We start from the raw sequence: 208 nt of genomic DNA on the forward strand, positions 1-208 counted from the left end.
CTGTCGAGAGATCCTTACTTTGTTGAAAAGGTTCACGACATCGTTGGCTTGTATATGAACCCTCCGGACAAGGCATTGGTGTTGTGTGTCGATGAAAAGAGTCAGATTCAGGCCTTGAACCGGACGCAACCCGCACTACCGTTGTCATTTGGCTATGCCGAAACACGAACACATGATTATATCCGTCATGGTACCACGACGCTTTTTG

The 208-nt window shown here is 47.6% G+C and carries 1 pseudogene; it reads left to right on the top strand.

Annotated features, from left to right (window positions below):
* Positions 1 to 208: pseudogene (locus tag WG929_RS21310) on the top strand (IS630 family transposase); the annotation flags it as partial.

The sequence above is a fragment of the Oceanobacter antarcticus genome (assembly GCF_044962685.1).
GTDB lineage: Bacteria > Pseudomonadota > Gammaproteobacteria > Pseudomonadales > Oceanobacteraceae > Oceanobacter > Oceanobacter antarcticus.